At 52.5% G+C, this 17,279-nt stretch carries 11 protein-coding genes; 6 read left to right on the top strand and 5 right to left on the bottom strand.

All coding sequences use genetic code 11. From position 1 onward, the window contains the following. Positions 1-32: 32 nt before the first annotated feature. Positions 33-1,664, bottom strand: a complete 1,632-nt coding sequence (locus OLTU_RS13005; protein ID WP_141733194.1) for a phytoene desaturase family protein — start codon at positions 1,662-1,664, stop codon at positions 33-35. A gap of 86 nt (positions 1,665-1,750) precedes the next feature. Between OLTU_RS13005 and OLTU_RS13000 the strand changes: the two genes are divergently transcribed. Beyond that, positions 1,751-2,335, top strand: a complete 585-nt coding sequence (locus OLTU_RS13000; protein WP_176736577.1) for a TetR/AcrR family transcriptional regulator — start codon at positions 1,751-1,753, stop codon at positions 2,333-2,335. A gap of 13 nt (positions 2,336-2,348) precedes the next feature. Here the strand turns inward: OLTU_RS13000 and metE are convergent, their stop codons facing one another. Further along, positions 2,349-4,709, bottom strand: coding sequence for a 5-methyltetrahydropteroyltriglutamate--homocysteine S-methyltransferase (gene metE, locus OLTU_RS12995; protein WP_141733192.1), 2,361 nt, complete (start codon positions 4,707-4,709; stop codon positions 2,349-2,351). Between the two features lie 98 nt (positions 4,710-4,807). On the opposite strand from metE, the gene OLTU_RS12990 reads away from it, so the two are divergent. Continuing rightward, entirely contained in the window at positions 4,808-5,707 is a 900-nt protein-coding gene (locus tag OLTU_RS12990) for a LysR family transcriptional regulator (RefSeq protein WP_141733191.1), read from the top strand. A 3-nt stretch (positions 5,708-5,710) separates the two neighbouring features. Here the strand turns inward: OLTU_RS12990 and OLTU_RS12985 are convergent, their stop codons facing one another. Then, on the bottom strand, positions 5,711-6,388 hold the full coding sequence (locus tag OLTU_RS12985) for a YkgJ family cysteine cluster protein (RefSeq protein WP_141733190.1): 678 nt from the start codon (positions 6,386-6,388) through the stop codon (positions 5,711-5,713). Positions 6,389-6,587: 199 nt separating this feature from the next. Here OLTU_RS12985 and OLTU_RS12980 point away from each other — a divergent pair, with 199 nt between their 5' ends. Continuing rightward, positions 6,588-7,598 (top strand): zinc-dependent alcohol dehydrogenase family protein, encoded by a 1,011-nt coding sequence (locus OLTU_RS12980; RefSeq protein ID WP_141733189.1) that lies wholly within the window; start codon positions 6,588-6,590, stop codon positions 7,596-7,598. Positions 7,599-7,680: 82 nt separating this feature from the next. Here OLTU_RS12980 and ppsA read toward each other — a convergent pair whose 3' ends face one another. Beyond that, a complete protein-coding gene (gene ppsA, locus OLTU_RS12975; RefSeq protein ID WP_141733188.1) occupies positions 7,681-10,293 on the bottom strand; it encodes a phosphoenolpyruvate synthase in 2,613 nt (870 codons plus the stop codon). Between the two features lie 248 nt (positions 10,294-10,541). Here ppsA and OLTU_RS12970 point away from each other — a divergent pair, with 248 nt between their 5' ends. Next, entirely contained in the window at positions 10,542-12,113 is a 1,572-nt protein-coding gene (locus OLTU_RS12970; RefSeq protein ID WP_141733187.1) for a DUF6345 domain-containing protein, read from the top strand. Positions 12,114-12,344: 231 nt separating this feature from the next. Continuing rightward, positions 12,345-14,057, top strand: coding sequence for a c-type cytochrome (locus tag OLTU_RS12965; protein WP_141733186.1), 1,713 nt, complete (start codon positions 12,345-12,347; stop codon positions 14,055-14,057). A gap of 37 nt (positions 14,058-14,094) precedes the next feature. Here the strand turns inward: OLTU_RS12965 and OLTU_RS12960 are convergent, their stop codons facing one another. Continuing rightward, entirely contained in the window at positions 14,095-15,810 is a 1,716-nt protein-coding gene (locus OLTU_RS12960; protein ID WP_176736575.1) for an adenylate/guanylate cyclase domain-containing protein, read from the bottom strand. 277 nt (positions 15,811-16,087) lie between these two features. On the opposite strand from OLTU_RS12960, the gene OLTU_RS12955 reads away from it, so the two are divergent. Beyond that, positions 16,088-17,269: a DKNYY domain-containing protein gene (locus tag OLTU_RS12955; protein ID WP_176736574.1), complete on the top strand. Its 1,182-nt coding sequence runs from the start codon at positions 16,088-16,090 to the stop codon at positions 17,267-17,269. Positions 17,270-17,279: the final 10 nt, after the last annotated feature.

Below are 17,279 nucleotides of genomic sequence, written 5' to 3'. Positions count from 1 at the left end.
GATAACTCCAGAAAAACTTAACCCGCCATAACCTAGGCTGATGCCACCGATTGTGCTTTGGGCTTATACGGCTTCATCAAATTGATCAGATGCCGGGCGCGAAACGGCCCGAGCACACGGATGGCCGTCAGGACGCCCGCGCTTAAAGCCCCGCCGACTCCACAGGTCACGATGTCCTGCCCTGTCAGGTACAAATTCCGAACGGGTGTGTCGGTTCTCAGCCAGCGCTCCTTAAAGCGCTGGGGGTCGTGATTGATGCCGTAGATCTCGCCCTTCTGATAGTTGCTGAAATGAGCCGTGGAAAGTGGACTCGAAAGTTCGGTGTAATGGATTTTGTCTTTCAGCTGAGGGAATTTTTCCAAAAGGATGGAGAGCAGGCGGTCCGTGATATCCTGCTTCAGTTGCTTGTATTCAGAACCGCGTTTTTGCCATTTCGTGTCCTTCCACTTCTCGAACCATTGATAGGGTGCCGGGACCACCATCTCGATGGTGCCTTTCCCCGGATGCTTCGTCTCCCAAGCGGGATCTTTGCTGGAAGGAAAGGAGATATAGACGACCGGGAACTCCAAGCCAGGTTCGGGCATGAATTGGGCCAGATTCGCATCATGATGTTCGTTGGGGTAAATCCAAAGGTTGGTCGTGGGAATACCGAGCTCGCGAGGGTTGACCTTGAGCCCGATATAAAGACACATATGGGCAAAAGAAGGGCTTACGTACTGGAGATTCTTCAGATATTCGCCTTTGACGGAACATGTGTCGGGTAAGAGCTTTTGAAAGGTATTGATGACGCCAGCCCCGCTGACGACGTTCTTCGCATGAATAATGCGCCCATCCACTAATTTTACGCCCGTCGCTTTATTTCCCTGTGTGACAATGGACTCCACTTCGGCGCTTGTGATCAACTGTGCCCCATGATTACGCAGCACGGCATCCAATTCCTGCGCGATCACAGCCGAACCACCCACGGGATAGGCGGCACCATTGAGATAATGTTTCGCAACCATGGCATGGATGACAAAACTCGACTGGCTGGGAGGCAGACCGTAGTCGCCCCACTGCCCTGTCAGCACCGCAATCAACTTGCGGTTTTTGGTCAGCCCAAGAAGAACCTCCTCCGTGGTTTGCGATGCATAATGCAGAAAGTTAGCGGTGAGTTTTTTATGAAGAATTTTTGCCAACCAGGAGGGAAGAGCGTGTTCCATGAAATACGAGGACGAGCTTCGGTTGGCTTGTTTGACCAACTTCAAATATTCAATGATCGCGTTTCTTTCCTCAGGAAACCTCTGGATCATCCGTTCCCGAAAGGCGTCCTCGCCCTTCACATAGTCAAAGGATTCCGAACCAATATAGATGCGATCATAGACCTCTTCCATCTCAGCCCACTGGATGCGTTGATCACTGATGTAATCAAACACACGACGCAGGGTGGACCCCTCGCGATGGACGTCGCCAATATAATGAACACCCACGTCCCACTCATAACCCTTGCGTTCATAGGTATGAGTAAACCCACCGGCTGTGTAATGACGTTCCAGCACCAGGACCTTTTGCCCAGCCTTGGCCAGACAGACTGCGGTCGTCAGTCCCCCGATCCCGGATCCTATCACGATAGTATCATAATGATTTTCAAGGCTTGCCCGACGTAACAACGTTCCGATCGTCATGCGCACGACTCCTGTATTGACTCTTCTTCCTTCTGCATACTATACGAATGTTGTCACCGTCAACATCGGGAGCGGATCGCGAGGAAATGACCAAAAAATATCATCATGGTGATCTCAGGGAGGCCCTGATTGCTGAGACCCTGGAAATGCTCCGCAATGACGAAGGCGCTTTGATTGGCTTTCGTGAACTGGCGCGGCGTCTGGAGGTATCACGCACGGCACCCTATCGGCACTTTGAAAGTGTGGAGCATCTTCTGGCCGTGGTCGCGGAGGAGGGTTATCGGAAATTTGTGGACGCTCTGGAACTGGTGACAGCGAATAGAAGCCTGTCTTCAAAAGAACACGTTTTGGAGCTCGGCGTTGCCTATATTAACTTTGCCCTGGATAACTCGTCCCACTATCGGCTGATGTTTGATCCCAAGTTCTTTCAGGACGAGCGTTTCAGAGAAATCAAACAGCTGTCCTCGAAATCCTTTGGCTTTCTCAAACAGGCGGTGGCCACCTGCCTTCCACCCAACTCCACGGAAGAAGACACGACCCACATGGCGAACCTCGCCTGGGCTATGGTCCATGGAATGTCGCGCCTTTTCATTGATGGTCAATGGAACAAGATACATGACCGGCAGGATTTTATCCGCAGGTCCTGCCGGCAGCTGCTTGCGATCCTATAAATCGAGACATCGTTCAAGTCGAAGCATTTTGTGATAGAGGCTGTGATGAATCGTCCTGCCGTCTGTATCCGCTTGTCTCAGTCAGACGCTCCCGAGTCCGTTTCGCAGCCGCAACCATCCTCGCGAGCGCCGCTTCCACTTCCGGCCAGCCGCGGGTCTTAAGACCACAGTCTGGGTTGACCCACAACCTGGCGACCGGCAGCACCTCCGCCGCGCGCTGGAGCAGTTCCTCCATCTCCTCCTGCGTCGGGACACGGGGAGAATGAATGTCATAAACTCCGGGTCCCACTTCATTGGGATATTGGAAATGACCAAAATCCTGCAGGAGTTCCATGTGCGAGCGCGAAGTTTCGATGGAGATGACGTCAGCATCCATGGCTGCAATGGCTTCCAGAATATCACCGAACTGCGCATAGCACATATGCGTGTGAATTTGCGTTTCACAGCGAACGCCGCTGGTGGCCAGACGAAAGGCATCGACGGCCCACTGCAGATAAGCGCTCCTTTCTCCGCGTCTGAGGGGCAGCCCCTCGCGGACGGCCGGTTCATCCACCTGAATAATGGGAATGCCAGCCGCTTCCAGGTCGACAAGTTCATCGCGCAAGGCCAGAGCCAATTGCATGCACGTCGCGCTGCGCGGCTGATCGTCCCGCACAAAGGACCATTGCAGTATGGTGACGGGTCCCGTCAACATCCCCTTCATGGGCCGGGTTGTCAGGGATTGAGCATAACGGGACCATGCGACGGTCATAGGGCCCGTGCGCCGGACATCACCATAAAGAACCGGTGGTTTAACGCAACGCGAACCATAACTCTGCACCCAGCCATTCTCCGTAAAGGCAAAGCCTTCCATCTGTTCACCGAAGTATTCGACCATATCATTGCGCTCGAACTCTCCATGCACCAAAACATCGAGCCCCAGTTGTTCCTGCCGTGCGACGCAGTTCTGCGTTTCCTTCTCAAGGAACTCCTGGTAATCCGCCTCACTCATGCGTCCCGCCCGCCAGGCAGCCCGTGCGCCGCGTACATCTCCTGTCTGCGGAAATGAACCGATCGTGGTCGTCGGCAAGAGAGGCAGGCCCAGGCGCTGTTTCTGCTGTCGATTCCTCACCACAAAAGGCTCGCGCTGCAGCATGGCCGGTGTCAGTTCCCTGAGTCGCGTCTGCACTTCGGGCCTACAGGTCAGGGGTGATCGGGCCCGGGTGGCCACGGCATGTCGGGCTTCGACAAAGAATTCATTCTGGGGAAAGTTCTCCGTGGCCGCATCAGCCAGCGCCTTGATCTCGTGAAGTTTCTGTGTTGAGAAAGCCAGCCAGCTGCGGATGATGGGATCCAGGCTTGTTTCACGGCTTAAATCCACGGGGCTATGGAGCAGCGCACAGGAGGGCGCGATGATCACCCGATCCGTGCCGAGCTGAGTGACAGCCCGCCTGATCAGTCGATGAGCCCGATCCAAATCCGTTCGCCAGATATTGCGGCCGTCGACAACACCGAGTGAAAGGATCATCTTGGAGCCTATTTCTTTCAGAACGGAATCGAGCTGCTCAGGAGCACGCACCAGATCAAGATGCAAGGCTTCAAAGCCTGATTCCAAGGCAAGGGCAAGGTTATCGCCAAGACCACCGAAATACGTTGTCAGGACGATCCGGGGCCGTGCCTGATCCCCGCTCAGGAAAGCAAAGGCCTGACGATAGGCTGCCCGTTCCAGCTCATCCAGATCCAGGGTGAGGCAGGGCTCGTCCAATTGTATCCACGAAACCCCTTGCTGTTCCAGCAGGCCAAGGAGCTGACGATAGCAAGGAAGCAAGGCCGTCAGAAGTTTCAAGGTGGAGTCACCCGTCTCCTGGCTGCCAGCCCATTTGGAAAGCTTGAGAAAAGTAACAGGACCAGGAATCACTGGGCGAACCTCCAGACCGAGCGCCCGAGCCTCTTCAATCTCGCGCAGAATCTTTTCGGGACTCAGCGTGAATGTCTGCTGGCGTTCCAGTTCGGGGACGATGTAGTGATAGTTGGTATCAAACCATTTGGTCATTTCCAGAGCCTGCAGATCGATCCCGACTGCAGCGTCCTGGAGCCCCCGGGCCATCGCAAAATATCGGCTCAGAGGGTCTGTGATTTCCTGGTAACGCTTGGGAATGACCCCAAACAGTTCGGCCGCATCCAGGATATGGTCATAGAGCGAGAAGTCATTGCTGGGGATAAAATGGATGCCCGCCTCTTTCATGATCAACCAGTGCCTTTTACGCAGGCTCAGGGCGTCTTTCTGAAGATCCTCAGCCGTCGATCGTCCAGCCCAATACCCCTCAAGGGCTTTCTTGAGTTCTCTTGCCAGTCCGATTCTTGGAAAACCCAAATTGCTTGCCGCTACAGTCATGGTCCATCTCCATTGATTATTGTCTAGCCCAAAGTTATTGCCCAGAGTATTAAAGGATTGCTCCTTAATAAAATTAAATGGATTGAAAGTAATGTGTAATGAAACTTAACGATATGGATCTGAATAAACTGGCTGTTTTCATGGTGGTCGCCCGTCTGGGAGGCATTTCAAAAGCCGCTGCTCAACTGCGGCTCACACCCTCCGCTGTCAGTCAGAGCATTAAGAATTTGGAAGACAGCCTTGAAGCGCGACTGTTTGATCGCGTGGGGAAGAGTTTTCATCTATCACCCCAGGGCCAGAAACTTTACGAGGGACTGGAACACTATCAAACCGGTTTGAGTGAAGCCCTCAGCCGCGTGCGCGGCAGTCGCCACGCGATCAAGGGTGTGATTCGCCTGGGTGTCTTCTATGGATATTCGAACACGGATCTCGCGGCCTTTTTAGCCTGGATGCATCGGGAAAATCCTCAGATTCAGATCGATATCACCTTTGCGGCGCCTTCGGAATTGGACAGGCTGGTGCATGAAAAGCGTCTGGATTTTGCGATTAATCTTTTTCGTTCGGAACGCTCGTTGGGACTTGAGCAAACGGAAATCCTGGCCGAAGAACTCTGGCTCGTGTCCGCTCAGAAACCCCCGCGGCGCTCGCTCGAAACCAGCGAGCTGCGCAAGGCCCCCTTTATTGATTACTATCGGAAGAGCCAGCTCATCGCAGCGTGGACTCAGCATCACTTTGGCAAGAGGATTCGTGACTTTAACGTCGTTATGCACGCGGCTCATTCCGAGCTCGTCGTCCAATTGATACTGAAAGGTGTTGGTATTGGAATTGTGGCTTCGTCAATAGCCCGCCCCCACGTCGAGGCCGGGCGCCTCTTCGTCATCCGGGGTCGGCAGGCGCAATTGAAAAGTTCGATTTGGATTAAGGAGCAAACCGGATCTGACAAGGATCCAGCTCGCCTATTCTTCCGGGATCATCTTTTACGGTATTTTCACGAATGAACTTTACGATCCCTTGCATGTGATCAAGGCGGAGCAGTTTTCCTGTACAAACTCGGGCAGACTCGATGTCGGATTTTTCGTCACATAGGCTGAAAGATAAGCATCGGTATCGGGATTCACATCCATCACCAGTTTGGAAACATCTTCAGTCCGGCAGATGGCGGGATCATTCTGAACAAAATGCCGCCGACACATCAAAGGTCGCGCGCTATAGATCCTGCAATTCTGATCATCTCCCAGGAAAATACAACGTCGTTCTTCATAGGAAAGCTTCTGAAACGAGCCGTTCTTCATGGCAGAGGCCTGTTTCTCGAGTCGACCGGTATCGACTTCAATCCTGTTTTCGGCAAGATGCTGCCTGATCTTATCCCCTTCAAGCGTTCCCAGATCCACTTTCTGATGACAGCAGGCGCCGCAGCCCGCTTTGCAGGAAATCGGCGGCCGCGCTCCAAGCGACACCTCATTCAGCACGATCTGAATTTTGCCCAGGGCCACTTCATAAGCATAGTCAGCATCCATGCTGCGGAGCTGTTTTTCGTAACTTGCCAATTTCTGATCGAAAAAGTCTATTCTGTCAGGATTGCTTGAAATCCTGATCAGGACGCCATGGGACGTTAAATTAAAATCCACTGGCTTTGGCTTCGAGGGGGCTTTCCGGTCTGCCTTGGAGCGCTTGCTCATTCTGCTTCCTTCTCGTGGTTCTCTCGGGGCATCAGGTTTATTGTAGCAAGATCACCCGCTCAAAAGCACCGGCTGCCCCTGCGTTGAGCATCTCCGCCGCAGTCTCTACATATTTCATGGCACTTGTCCCCAGGCCTGCTTGCTCTATACTACCGCAGGAAATTCAGCGGAAATGGTGAACATCAACATGGGAGCATTCATGCGACTCTTTCGCTTCCCGAAAACGGGAAATTTGGACGATCTGACCCTCATGGAACAGGGCATACCAAAACCAGCGGAGCGTCAGGTCCTGGTGCGACTCCGGGCAGCTTCGCTTAATTACCGCGACCATGCAATTGCGATGGGACGCTATGGGATGGGGGTATCGCCTGAGAATCTCATTCCCCTTTCCGACGGAGCGGGAGAAGTCGTCGACCTTGGTCCTGGCGTCACCCGGTGGAAGACGGGCGATCGAGTGGCCAGCACGTTTTTTCAGGCCTGGCCGCGTGGCGAGGCTCAACCGGCCGATTTCGCGACAGCGCTCGGTGGTGCCATCGATGGCGTTCTTACCGAGTACAGGGTCTTCGATGAAAACGGTCTGGTGCACCTGCCGGCCAATCTCTCGTTTGAGGAGGGAGCCACGCTTCCTTGCGCGGCTGTCACAGTCTGGAACGCGCTTTTTACCCAAAGGCCTCTGCGTGCTGGTGAAACCGTGTTGACGCTTGGAACCGGTGGTGTCTCCATGTTTGCGCTTCAGCTCGCCCGGGCCGCAGGGGCTCGTGTGCTCATCACCTCATCGAGTGATGAAAAGCTGGAGCGTGCGAAACAGCTGGGGGCGTCAGGCACTGTCAATTATAAAACTCATCCCGAATGGGACAAGGAAATCCTGAAATTGACCGACGGACGCGGGGTGGACCATGTCGTCGAGGTCGGAGGGCCTGGCACGCTGCAGCGTTCATTGAATGCCGTTCGCATCGGTGGCTTTGTTTACCTGATCGGTGTGCTCACCGGGGGTGACATCAATCCTCTTCCCATACTCGGAAAGAATGCCACGGTGCGGGGCATTTATGTCGGCTCCAGGGAAATGTTTGAAGCCATGAACAGCGCCATATCCGTGAATGGCATACAGCCCGTCATCGACAGGGTTTTTTCGTTCGAAGAGACCAAGGATGCCTATCGGCATCTGGCGAGTGGCTCGCATATGGGAAAGGTCGTGATCCGTTTCCCGTAACAAAATGCGTTGCAGGCTTATGGACGCCAGAGCGTCGGCGGTTCATGCCGGCTCTGGCCTTATCGCTCGAGTCGCGATGTTTTTAGAGTATCTCGATATATCCATCCGTTCCATTCACCCGGATTCTCTGCCCGTCTTTGATCAGCTTGGTGGCATTCTCCACTCCGACAACGGCTGGCAAGCCATACTCACGCGCGATAACGGCTCCATGGGTCATCAGTCCACCCACTTCGGTGACCAGGCCTTTAATCGATACAAATAATGGTGTCCAGCCAGGGTCCGTGAAAGAGGTGACCAGGATATCTCCATCATCGAGATTGGCAACTTCCATGTTTAAGATGACCCGGGCTCGTCCCTCTATAACTCCGGAAGAAACAGCCAGCCCGACAATAGCGCCAGCTGGGAGATTTTCCCGCTTGTACTCACCTGTGAGTATTTCGCCATCAGACGTGATAACCCGTGGGGGTGTTAGCTTTTCAAATAGTTTGTACTCGTCTTTTCGTCTGTTGATGACCCCATAATCCAGTTTGCGGGTGCGTACGACTTCCCGCAGTTCTTCAAACGTGAGATAGTAAATATCCTCTTTTTCATGAATAAGGTTGGCCTGTACCAGTCGTTCGGCTTCTTTAAGTAAAGCCTGTTTATAAACAAGGTAACGACTGATCATGCCGTATTTTGGATATTCACGGTAACCGATGAAGTTCCGGATGAGGCCGATCACTCGTTTTGTTTCGTTGGCCTTTTGTTCTCCGTCCGGCAGTTGCTTCAATCGATCCAGTATCTCCTGTTCTTTTTTCAAAGCCTCCTGGAGCCCTTGCTCAAATTTTTGATGACTGGCATTTGGACCGAAAGCCTTGATATTGCCAAGTATCATGGGGATAAGTGTGGTCGGTTTTTCACTCCAACGCGTTTTGGTAATATCGATCTCTCCGCTACATCGCATTCCGTATTTGCTGAGATAATCACAGATGGCCCGCTGAATTTCCTTTCCACCTTCAAACCTGACCAGCTCATCCAGGAAGTTATCCTCTTTAACATGCTGCAGGTAATCAATGACTTCGGGATAAGGACGAATCACATCGGCGACATTCAATAGATCCAGGCCCATTTCCGAAGTGATATTGTTCGGAACAGATTGAGAAAGCGTATCGGCTACGTTTTTTTCACCCAACCACTCGCTCATTTTCTCATTGATCCATGATGAAGCATCCATAGCCGTCATGAACACACGGCGGCCCAATGGGTCATACAAAAACTTCTTGAGTTGCTGAATATCCTCTTGAATAAAATCAAATAAATCCGCCCCTGATTTCGTTTGGATGCCTTGTTTTAACTGTTCGATCGAAGTTTGGCAGTTTTTAATCAAATCAGGAACGATCGTCGGATCGTATTCAATTTGAGCCTGGAAGCCTGCCGGTGGCTGACCTTGGTTGGGGTTGCCAGGGCTCACTCCTTTGTTATCATCTGGCAACAATTTTACAAAGTCCCGCTCAATTATAGTCGTAAATATACCTTTCATGAGCGGATCGGATTTTCCCAGAACATTGACTAACATGTTCCTGCCGACAGACGAAGACAGTTGCTGCCTGATATCAACAAACAACCTGCCACCCGCTATACGCATGGGCGCAGGGGTGACCAGAAGGAAAAAAGACAAACCCAAGGGTTTCATGGGATCAGTCATCATCTGTTGATGACCGACAGATACATAGACATGATTTTCCTGATCATTCGCTTCAGGAATCGGGTATAAGGTCGTGATGGGCCGACTCTGGACTATATAAAACGTCTCATCAGCCAAACACCATTCGATGTCTTGAGGATGACCGAAATGTTCTTCGATCGTTCTGCCTAATCCCTCAAGCTGGAGTATTTGCTCATCCGTCAGTGCCTGCTTAGTCTGCCTTTCAGGCTCAATCCCCTGTTCTTTCGTCCCGCCATCTTTTAAGGGATAAATAGCCAGTTTCTTAGTGGAGATCGTCTTATGGATAATCTCGCCGCCGCGCACTTTATAGTTATCGGCACTCACCAGGCCGGAGACCATGGCCTCACCAAGTCCGAAGCTGGCATCAATGGATACGATTTTCCTATTGGAGGTGACAGGATCAGCCGTAAACAGGATTCCCGCCACCTGTGGGAAGACCATCTTCTGGACAACCACGGACAGGTGAACTTTACGGTGGTCGAAACCATTTCGAAGGCGGTAAATGACGGCTCTCTCGGTAAAGAGGGAAGCCCAGCACTTGCTGATATGCTTGAGGATGGCATCCATTCCAATAATGTTCAGATAGGTATCCTGCTGTCCTGCAAAGGATGCCGTCGGCAAATCCTCTGCAGTGGCGCTGGATCGGACCGCATACGCATTTTTTTCACCAAGTCTGGAGAGGTAGCGTGTAAGTTCCTCAATCAAGTCCCGAGGAATGGCTATCCCTTCGATGCCCTTGCGAATCCTGGCACTCAGCTCACGGATTTTCACTAGGTCTTCCATCGTCAGAAGCGACAACTGATCCAGCCATTCATTGATTGACGGCGTTTCCCCAATAACTTTTTTAAAAGCTTCAGTGGAAAGGCAAACGCCGTCCGGTACGTTGATTCCTTCAATCCTGGCAAGCTCTCCCAGGTTCGCGCCTTTGCCCCCGACCGTGGCATGCTTTGTTTTATCGATTTCCTGAAAACGAAGTATGGTGGAACTCATATTTTCCATCTGTTGAGAGGTGGACGAATATTGCTGACTCAAATTTTATATGTGTTGGATTACCATATTATCCATTTTATTAGGCAAATATCCACAACTGATTTCACAGGCCTTCCCCTTCGACCCGACGCGTCCCACGCTTCAGGCTGCTGTCAACCAGCCAACCTTTACACAAATAATTTTTCTGCAGCAATTTTTGATCCGGGTCGTCGAATCAACAGAAGTCCTATCAACCTGACGAGGAAAATATGCAAAAGTTAATGATTCGGCTCCTTCGAGTCTCGTCTCTTGGCGCTGCCTTCCTGAGTCAACTTTCAATCGCCAACGCTGCAGAAATCGGTGTGAATGCCGTTCAAAACTTCGGAACATGCGCGAATCATCTGCCAAACACCGTGGCGGATGCCGCAGGGTTCCTGGACCATCGACCGGGTGACTTGACAGCCAATTACTTCTTTGCCGATGACAATGTCTGGCAGCAGGATTGGACAACAGCGGATTATACCAGCAGTGGGGACACCGCAACAGGCTTTGCCGGCGCTGACTCCAGCATGCTCACCTACCTGGCCACGCATGGTGACAGCTCCGGCGGCATCTATTACGGATCACTCTCCCAGGCGCAGGGCTGTTCCTTTAATAACTCCAACATGTCGCTCGGCGACGCCAAAAACCGCTATCTCTTCCTTTCGACCTGCTATGGCCTGATGCTTGGCAATGGCCAATATCTTCCCGAACATCCGGCCCATTCAGCTGAGGACCTGCAGCAGACCTGGGACAAAGGTCTTGTTGGGACACGCTGCATTTTCAGCTATGGGACGGTCTCTCTTGATAGTGCTGATTACGGCAAACTCTTTTGGGAGAAATGGAACCAGGCAGGTGTTACGAACGCGAATGCCTTTCTCAATGCGAGCTGGGCTGTATCCACGCGGCAGCAACCCGTCGTCATGTGCTTCGGTCGTGATCTGAACGACGCCAATGGGAAACTGGATGAGACTGTTTTCAGCTACGATGCCAGCAGTTATGGATACAATGCCTGGACCTGGTATGATCCCGTGGCCTTCCGCGCCGGCCCTGATGCTTCCTTACGTCGGGCCGATGTGCCACGTCGCATCCGATTTACGCGAGCCACAGCGGACGATGCCGCCCTTGCTTTTCCTGCTCTCCCGCGTCGCGCGGCACGCAAGACATCGTCGTTCGCCAGCGATCGACAGGCTTCGCCTCTTGACGGGGAAAATGTTCTGGTGACGACCAGAGGCTGGCGTTACGTCAAGCCTGATCGTGACTTTGGCGATCCGCGTCCACGGTCCGTTCTGATCACGGATGATGATGCCATTCGCATCGCTCAGGCGAGCCTCAATCAGCTCCGTTTGCAGGGAACAGACGGAAACCTCAAAGTCGCCTATGTGCGGCAACAGAAAGCTGCTGACTCGGTCCATCCTCAGCCGACGGTCATCAATCGGATGGTGGCTTTCGAACAGGACGTTGTGAATGGATACTCCATGCTGGGCTCGGATGGAAAGCTCTTCGTTTCCGTCGACGCAGCGGGTGAGGTCAGAGAAATTGAGGACACCCGGATCAAGTCTGTAGCCACTGCGGATCGGACACGCGATGCAGGCATCACGGTCGCTGCAGATGAAGCCGAAAAAGCTCTTATGGCCTTGGCCCGGAAGCGCTGGCCTGGGGCGAAAATTCTGGCTGCTCCCCTGGAGACGGGTTACCTTGCGGACGGTGAGAACACCGCGCGTCTTGTGGCTCGTCTGGCTTTTACAGCGACCCAGGGGAACTTTTCCAAGGCTGATGAAGTGACTCTGCCGCTCCAGTGAACCTTTCGATCGGGAGGGCTTCTGTCCTCCCGACTGGCCCCTACCCCCTTCCCCGCCTCCTATCACCTGGGATGACTCATTTTTTTTCTCCGTGTTTGGTTTTCCGTAATAAGACCTGCAACATGCTGCTTTTCAATTTAAAAGCGGAATTCCTGCCAAGGTCATGGAATTTGTCCGATACGTTTTTTTGTATATGCCACACATCAATAAACTGTTGAAGAGGCTCAAAGCATGATAAAACGCGCTTTCATTGCGACCACTTTGCTTGCCATCATCGCCCAGGCCTGCGGGACCGGCACGGAATTGCACCACAGGCAGAACAACAGCCCGTCCGCTGAGGATCATTCCCCGAGCGAGCCCATGGACGAGTCCGCTGAGACCAATCTCGTAAAAATACCCATCGGTCCATTGAAAGAAAAAATCTGGTCCGCGATTCAATCCGAACGGCAAAAACATCTGGACGCCTACCTCAGGACAAATCAGGAGGCACTGGATTCCTTTACCAAAGCGCCGGTGGGTTTTAATGGAACGCCGGCTGTAATTTTGCGTCTGCTGCCCGATGTGCTTCCCGGTTTGTGGTCGGATGCCTCGGTCGCGTCGTTTACCGGTCTTTTTAAGAGCAAGCCGACGGATCCATTCTACTATGGGATGAGTCTCACCAAAGCTCCAGGCACCGCGCCGTCTCCTTCAACAGTCCAGTTTACCTGCGCCGCCTGTCACACAGGTCGGGTGATCGGCGCCGATGGAAAGATAGACATTCTGGTCGGCGCGCCGTCAACACAATTTGATATCAACGGCTATCGGACTCTGCTCACGGCCTCTGTGAGTCATCCGGATTATCTTTATGAAAAGTTCCGTGATGCGCTGTTGAGCAAAGCGGATGGGATGCTTTATGGTCCTGACCGTATTGCGGATGAGCGCATGGATAAAGCCATTTTCATGAGCGGTCCAGCAGGCGGGCCGACGGTGGGGCAAGCGATCGTCTCCCAGTTCAAGTCCACGCTTCTGCAACGCGGTGCTTTCGTGCAGCAGACTTTGGGTGCCTACAGCTATCACGGCGACATGAGCCTTCTGAAAAACAGCCCGGGTCGCGTCGAGGCCTTTGGCTTTGCCACTCTCGCTTTCCTGCCCATGCAGGAATTCCAGGCGGATCCCACCGCCACGGTGCAGAAGTACTTTGCCGTCAATCCCTCCATTGCGGACATCATGAGCGTCTGGCGTCAGGCGGATCGGGTTTCGGCTCAGTGGGATGGCAACATCCGCAATAACCTTATTCGAAATTTGGGTGCCGAACTCGGCGTTGCCGGTGACCCGCGTGTTGTGAACTTTCAAAATGCGGTGCTCACAACTCCATTTGTGGCTGATTTGCCGGCGCCGGTTTACCCTTTCAAAGTGGATCTGAAACAAGCCATCCAGGGTTTCGGCATCTATCTGAAAGCCTGCGCGGGCTGTCATGAAAGAGAAACCTTCATGGGCGTCGACGAGGTCGGTACCGAGCCTGGACGTGCCATGGGTTTAACTCCAGACGCACGTCTCCTTCTGGTCAAGAATCTGAAAGCGTCCTGCAGTGATCTGGCCAATCCGGACTGCGAGGCTCCGGATGAGGATATCATCGTTCCCCGTCAGGACAAGCCTGGATATCTCTCTTTGCCTCTGACTGGCATTTGGGCTCGCGCTCCATACCTGCACAACGGCTCCGTTCCAACCATGGCCCATCTTCTGGTGCCTTCAACGCGTCCGTCTTCCTTCAGGACGGGCAACCTGAAGTATGACGAAGACAAAATGGGTTTTGTCTGGAATCAGGACGGCAAGCTCTATGACACCTCATCCCTGGGCTATTCGAATCAGGGCCACGCTGATATCAAGAAATTCAACGGTGGCATTGATTTTGGCAAACATCCCAAAAAACTGAAAGCCTTGATCGAGTATTTGAAGACGCTTTAAGAGTTTCGGCTGTCGGATCAGCACGTGGTCCGACAGCTCAGGCCGCATCCTTCCGGCTTTTCTCCTCGAGGAGGATAAACACCGGAATGCGCCCCTTGCCTTTGATATCCCGTTCACCCAAGGGCTGAAACTGGAAGCTGCCCTGCAGACGCTGATAGGTGGATTCCGTAACCTGAATTTTGTCAGGCACACCCGACGATTCCATGCGGCTTGCGGTGTTGACCGTATCACCCCAAAGGTCATAAAGAAACTTTTTCGTGCCGATCACGCCGGCCACAACCGGGCCGGTATTGATGCCGATGCGCACCTGAAGCCGCTGACCGCGCGACCTGCTGATTTCCTGCAGGGTATGCAGCATATCGAGGGCCATGCGAGCCACGGCTTCGGCATGATCACTGCGCTTCTCGGGCAGTCCGCCCACCACCATATAAGCATCGCCAATGGTTTTGATCTTCTCCAGGCCATGCTTTTCAGCCAATTTATCAAAGGCCGAGAAAACCTCGTTGAGCATGTTGACCAGATTTTCCGGGCTCACCTGAGTGGACATTCGGGTGAAATCGACGATATCCGCGAAAAGGATCGTAACTTCCGCGTAACTTTCCGCGATGACTCCCGACTGTTCCTTCAATTTGTTGGCAATCGCATCAGGCAGAACATTGTGCAGAAGGCGCTCGGATTTGCCTTTTTCCGCATCGAGCAGCACATGCAAATCTTCGTGGGTCTTCAGCATTCGGTTGATGGAATCCGACAGCTGGCCGATTTCATCGTTGCCATTGGCAGTAATCCTGCGGCTCAAATCCTGGCCTTCGCCCAGGGCCACCACCTCGGCGGACAGACGCGTCATCCGGGAAAGGACAAAGCGTTCCAGAAGCCAAAGAATCATCGCCGAGAAAACACTGGCGCAGATTACAACAGCGGTGATGAGATAATAGAGACTTTTCTGGCCCTGCATATAGATCGTGCGCGGCAGATCCAGGATCATGTAAAGGACGGGCTGTCCATCGAGATCATGAATCAGCTCAACCGCAATCAGATTCGTGTCATTGATGGGCTGGATCACGCGCGCGTGATTCGCTTTCAGGTTTTTGGTAACTTCGTGAAAACGGCTGTTAGCGTTCCGGCTCTGCACCGCCTGCCATTGAAGGTTCAAGCGGGTCTGCTCGGCCAGACGTTGATTTTCAGGCTCCGAAAGCAGACGGCCGGTCACCATCACCCCCATCGTGGGTCCATTCAGATTACTCTGCAGGATTTCCCTGGCCACCACCATCATGACCCCCTCCGGAACCTGCAGGAGTCCGCTGATCGCAGTTCCGGGCTTCTGAGGACTCAGCCGGGGGAGACGGGAGCGAATCGCATGTTCCCACGCCGAGGGAACGGCCATGTTCTCTTTTTGCTCCAGATCAAAGGCGCCCTTGTAAACGACGTGTCCCTTCACATCAAACAAGAAGAGAAAATTCCAGCGCGTATTGCTGTAAGTTGAGTCCACAAGGTTCACGTCCGCGAAGGTACGATCCTTGGTGATCATATAGTTATAGAGATCATCCCAATAACTGTAATCCTGGGTCGTTCGATCCATATTCTCAAGCGAGCCCATCAGAGCATTCATGCCACGATCGAGATTCTGCCCGGCATCTGAGATTTCAATCTGTCGATAGCTTTCAAGAAGGATGAAGCGGAGGCTGACTGTCAAAACCACCAGCAGAATGGCCAGAGTCATGCTGGTAATAACGAGTGTTTTTAAACGTAATGACATAAGCTCCCACTTCGCGCAAAGTCCATGGGGGAAGGGATCGGTAGAAAGAGAATGAACTGAATTCACTTTTGAATTTTTACCAACAAATGCCATTTTCTTTTTGGCTTTCGCATGGCCTGTGTCCGTTTAGGGAAAGGCGAATGTCTTTATTGATCATGTCTAACACCCTAAAAAGCTTGACACTTTTCCGTTTTATTCATAAACATTCCAGCATTTTCCGATAATATACGATACCCCGAACGGTAATTCAGTGTGCGAGGACATCATGATTGGCTCGATGTTCAGTGTATTGGCAATCCTCCTCGCGTTCCATTCCGCCTGCACCAAGGTGTCTCCAGCCAGTCAGGGCATCTGGAACGATAGCGTCTCTCTCGTGGAGCTCATTCTGACTGATAAACTCGAAGTTTGCGGTGAAGAGAAGATATTCACATATCCAATGAGCGGTCGTCAGCTTACTGCAAAGCGCATTGAATTGTTCAAGTCAATAAAACCCATAAGATTTGATGCATCGTGTCCTGGTACAGACAGTCTTGTCAGTCGGGAAGCTCTTGTCATGAGTCCCGGCGCTCCAGGAGAAATCCTTTATGCAACGAACCGCGACGCCTGCCTTTACTCTCGAAACTTCCAGGGTGAACTTCGAATCTTATCCGACGCGGATTTTGCAAGAATCCTGTCAGAACTTACCCCGAAACGCATCGGACTGAGAAACTACAAGAAAAATGAAACTGACGTCTTTTATGGGCCAGAATTCGACAGTGAGAGAGGGCCATTCGGTATTGTGCTGGAGGGTGCCGAACCCACTCATTTCCAGCCTTATGGTGATTTGTATGGAAAGGACGAGGTATCGGTGTGGTACATGGAAAACCGGATCGACGGCGCCGCCCCTTCCACGTTTACCCCTCAGGACCAGGGGTGGTCACGTGATGCGAGCCATATATTCTTCAAAGGCGTGGCCTTGCCTGATGTCGATCTGAACTCATTTCAGATCATCCGTGGCAATTATTCCAAGGATCAAAAGTCCGTTTACTATGAAAGCCGGAAGATTGCGGGAGTCGATCCCCTCACGTTTCAAGCCTACGCCCTCGGTACCTACAGCCGGGATCGCGACCTTATCATTTTTGACGACAAGGTCCTGGAAGGCGTGGATTCGGCAACATTTACCGTGACCCTGCACTATGCAAGGGACGCCCGATCCATCTATTTCGGGGGCAAGAGATTGGACTTGGATCCGACGACCTTCAAGGACTTTAACAATGGATATTTCGGCGATGCGAACAAGGTCTACTTTCAGGATATTCAACTGGCAGGCGCTGATCCAGCAAGTTTTGAGACTACGCCTTGTCTGGGTCTCGTTGGAACGAATGCTCAGGCTTTGACTTTGCAGTGCCGTTACTCTGATTCATCCTGCATCGCGAAAGACAGGAATCATCAATACCGAAACGGCATCCGACTGCCTTGATGGAAAAGGC

Origin of the sequence: Oligoflexus tunisiensis, assembly GCF_001748245.1 — a bacterium.
Lineage (GTDB): Bacteria > Bdellovibrionota_B > Oligoflexia > Oligoflexales > Oligoflexaceae > Oligoflexus > Oligoflexus tunisiensis.
The sequence above is the reverse complement of the archived record's forward strand: the minus strand, read 5'-3'. Positions and strand labels throughout refer to the sequence as shown.

What these genes read in the sequence shown, in the direction of transcription:
- OLTU_RS12965 (WP_141733186.1), top strand. Translation starts at nt 12,345, where the DNA reads ATGATAAAACGCGCTTTCATTGCGACCACTTTGCTTGCCATCATCGCC.
- OLTU_RS12980 (WP_141733189.1), top strand. Translation starts at nt 6,588, where the DNA reads ATGCGACTCTTTCGCTTCCCGAAAACGGGAAATTTGGACGATCTGACC.
- OLTU_RS12990 (WP_141733191.1), top strand. Translation starts at nt 4,808, where the DNA reads ATGAAACTTAACGATATGGATCTGAATAAACTGGCTGTTTTCATGGTG.
- OLTU_RS13005 (WP_141733194.1), bottom strand. Translation starts at nt 1,664, where the DNA reads ATGACGATCGGAACGTTGTTACGTCGGGCAAGCCTTGAAAATCATTAT.
- OLTU_RS13000 (WP_176736577.1), top strand. Translation starts at nt 1,751, where the DNA reads ATGACCAAAAAATATCATCATGGTGATCTCAGGGAGGCCCTGATTGCT.
- OLTU_RS12960 (WP_176736575.1), bottom strand. Translation starts at nt 15,810, where the DNA reads ATGTCATTACGTTTAAAAACACTCGTTATTACCAGCATGACTCTGGCC.
- metE (WP_141733192.1), bottom strand. Translation starts at nt 4,709, where the DNA reads ATGACTGTAGCGGCAAGCAATTTGGGTTTTCCAAGAATCGGACTGGCA.
- OLTU_RS12955 (WP_176736574.1), top strand. Translation starts at nt 16,088, where the DNA reads ATGTTCAGTGTATTGGCAATCCTCCTCGCGTTCCATTCCGCCTGCACC.
- ppsA (WP_141733188.1), bottom strand. Translation starts at nt 10,293, where the DNA reads ATGAGTTCCACCATACTTCGTTTTCAGGAAATCGATAAAACAAAGCAT.
- OLTU_RS12970 (WP_141733187.1), top strand. Translation starts at nt 10,542, where the DNA reads ATGCAAAAGTTAATGATTCGGCTCCTTCGAGTCTCGTCTCTTGGCGCT.
- OLTU_RS12985 (WP_141733190.1), bottom strand. Translation starts at nt 6,388, where the DNA reads ATGAGCAAGCGCTCCAAGGCAGACCGGAAAGCCCCCTCGAAGCCAAAG.